Below are 2,839 nucleotides of genomic sequence, written 5' to 3' on the forward strand. Positions count from 1 at the left end.
GAAGCTCTGCAATGAAATTGCACACAAATTAAATACGCGCCCACGCAAAAGACTTGGGTATAGGACACCAACGGAGTATATTCATGCGCATCTGTAGCAAGTGTCGCACTTCAAACTTGATACTAAGATGTGGGGCTGATTGATTTACCATATTTACATACTGCCTCATAGCAGACACGTAGTTGCCGATTGTTCTATCTGATACTTCATGCGATTCATGAAGCTTCACGACTATAACCGAAATATCATTTTCACTAGCTAGAGTTTTTGCGTTAATTCTAATATTTGCATGCTTCTCTACACCGTTTAAGTAGGAAACATAAGACTTACAAGAGTCAGCCACTTTGTCATTTTGCCCTACGCCTTGCTCACGAATAAATGCTTCATATTTCTTCTGATGTTCAAACATAACCCTAGCCTCTGAGAATTCACACTCTTAAAACGTAGGTTACGATCCCATCTAATGTCATCTATGATTTCGTCCAAAGCATGCTAACGCCCTGCTAAGTGGCTGACAACATAACACAAAACGTAAACAAGCCACCGTAAACACAGAGCAAACTTTGAAGTAAATTCGCCGAGCGTTGGCAGTCCGTCTTAAGCAGATTGTTATATTTTTTGACCAAAGAATTGATTGTGAACTTCAATTGCCTTTTGATAACCGCTATTACTGGCAGCTTTTAAGTACATCAGGCTTTCTACCTTGTCTTCGTCACTAGAAGTTTCATACAAGTATGAACTTGTAACGATGAATACCATCAGTTGCGCATGGACATGCCCTTGTTTCGCTGCCTTCAAATACAATTCACGGGCTTTTAGGGCGCTTTTTTCTGTACCGTTTCCTGCTAGGTATAATTCAGCTAGAAGCGTTAATGAGCTAGGTTCATTTTTCCCCGCCGCAATACTACACCACTCGAAGGCCTTGTCGAAGTCTTGTTCAAATCCATTTTCACCGTAGCTATATGAATAACAAGAACTGTGTGCCACATTTACATCCTCAACGAGCTGATTCTGACTACAACCAATTAGCCCTACTAGTAGTATCAGACTAAAAATCTTATTCATAATTGATGTAATTCCCTAAGAAAATATAACGCCCTGCTAAGTGGCTGACAACATACCACAAAACGTAAACAAGCCACCGTAATCACAGAATAAACTTTGAAGTAAATTCGCCGAGCGTTGGCAGTCCGTCTTAAGCAGTTTGTTAGGTGAATTAGTAAGAAGCACCGTTGATTTTTCTAACTGGAATACTTGAAAGCACTTCATTTTCAGCCATTCTCATATTAACCGCCAAGATATCCTCGGAGCATTTCTCCGTTGTTACGTAATGCGTTAAACAGCCACATGAGTTGCAACGATGGAATTCTACTTCCTTGTCACCCCAGCAGTAGAAAACCGTTTCCTCGTTCAAGTTAATTTGGACTTGTTCAGGAGAAAAATACGCCCATGAAGCAGCATAGCGGCGACAAATAGAACAGTTACACTCACCGACTTCTGATGGGAGTGAACTCAGCTTTAAGTTAACATTCCCACAATGACACTTTACTTCCATGTGATTCCTCCCTCTATTCACCTAACGCCCTGCTAAGTGGCTAGCAACGCATAACACGATACTTAAACTAGCCGCCGTAAACACTATACCTGACTAGAACTAAAATTGCCGAGCGTTGATAGTCCGTCTTGAGCAGTTTGTTAGCTGCTACGCAGAAGGTTGCGTTTTTCACCCAAGTGCCTAATTTGAAGTACATTATTGGTTTTGAATGACAATGCTCATAGGGCAGCTCGCAAACCAAAACACAATTGATGAAGCATGCTTGGCAGAGAATGCTTTCGAAGAAGTCTACTACCAAGCGCGCTAAGCAAATTTAGCTGAGGCAACATTTCAACACCCAAGAAACCACGCCAAAGAACTAGACAAACACACCACTTCAGTAGACTGACTTGGGTTGATTCAACCACTTTTCGAACAGTGCCACTGGCGAGGTACTTTGTGCCTTTAAACTATCAAGTGTGAAGCTAGAGCCCCATATTCATGGGCACTTAAGCCTTAAGTTTCTATAAATACTAGCTAACGCCCTGCTAAGTGGCTGACAACATACCATAAAACGTTAACAAGCCACCGTAAACACAGAACAAACTTTGAAGTAAATTCGCCCCGTGTTGGCAGTCCGTCTTAAGCAGATTGTTAATAAAGTACTTTCCGCGCGCTCTAGACCCCAACAAACCACCGAACTGAACACCACAAACCAACCCAATTTTTGTTGGCTGCTGCCCCACTTTACTTTCCAGAAAAACCAATCTAGCGCGTAGCAAAACTGATGTGACAGAGAACAAGCCACCCACTAAAGTTACGGACAGTTAATTGCCACAACGATGAACTTTTGAGAACGAAGTTGGTTGCTGGCATATTAACGCTTTCGATGATTTCAAATGGCACTTACACCAAAGAAACTAACGGACTTAAAGCATGCTAAACACCTAGAATTGAAACAGAAAGACCAACAACGACTAAAGGACTACTAGCCCAAGAAGCACTCGTTAACAGTAGCTTATTAACGCCCTGCTAAGTGGCTGACAACATACCACAAACGCAAACGGACCACCGTAAACACAGAGCAAACTTTGAAGTAAATTCGCCAAGCGTTGGCAGTCCGTCTTAAGCAGTTTGTTATGTTGTTGTTCTAACGGTACAATCGCGTTTCTTACAACACGGGCTACCTACCATGCTATTTAATAACGATATCGAAGAAATGCTTTGCTATTTAGAACGTTTCTGCAAAGAACCTCATACTAAAGCACTCGATAACGTTTCAGATGAACAGATTAACCTGTTACT

General features: G+C 41.7%; 3 protein-coding genes. All 3 read right to left on the reverse strand.

What is annotated here, in order from left to right; genetic code table 11:
- Positions 1 to 28: 28 nt before the first annotated feature.
- Positions 29 to 409: a hypothetical protein gene (locus ZX61_RS00020; protein ID WP_049842706.1), complete on the reverse strand. Its 381-nt coding sequence runs from the start codon at positions 407 to 409 to the stop codon at positions 29 to 31.
- Between the two features lie 200 nt (positions 410 to 609).
- On the reverse strand, positions 610 to 1,065 hold the full coding sequence (locus tag ZX61_RS00025; protein ID WP_049842707.1) for a tetratricopeptide repeat protein: 456 nt from the start codon (positions 1,063 to 1,065) through the stop codon (positions 610 to 612).
- Positions 1,066 to 1,216: 151 nt separating this feature from the next.
- The gene (locus tag ZX61_RS00030; protein WP_049842708.1) at positions 1,217 to 1,555 is read right to left on the reverse strand and encodes a GFA family protein; all 339 of its coding nucleotides are present in this window, start codon (positions 1,553 to 1,555) and stop codon (positions 1,217 to 1,219) included.
- Positions 1,556 to 2,839 lie beyond the last annotated feature (1,284 nt).

Origin of the sequence: Vibrio sp. VPAP30, from assembly GCF_001188205.1 — a bacterium.
GTDB classification, from domain to species: Bacteria; Pseudomonadota; Gammaproteobacteria; order Enterobacterales; family Vibrionaceae; genus Vibrio; species Vibrio bivalvicida.

Coding starts and splice junctions, on each gene's coding strand:
- ZX61_RS00020 (WP_049842706.1), bottom strand. CDS start 409: ATGTTTGAACATCAGAAGAAATATGAAGCATTTATTCGTGAGCAAGGC.
- ZX61_RS00025 (WP_049842707.1), bottom strand. CDS start 1,065: ATGAATAAGATTTTTAGTCTGATACTACTAGTAGGGCTAATTGGTTGT.
- ZX61_RS00030 (WP_049842708.1), bottom strand. CDS start 1,555: ATGGAAGTAAAGTGTCATTGTGGGAATGTTAACTTAAAGCTGAGTTCA.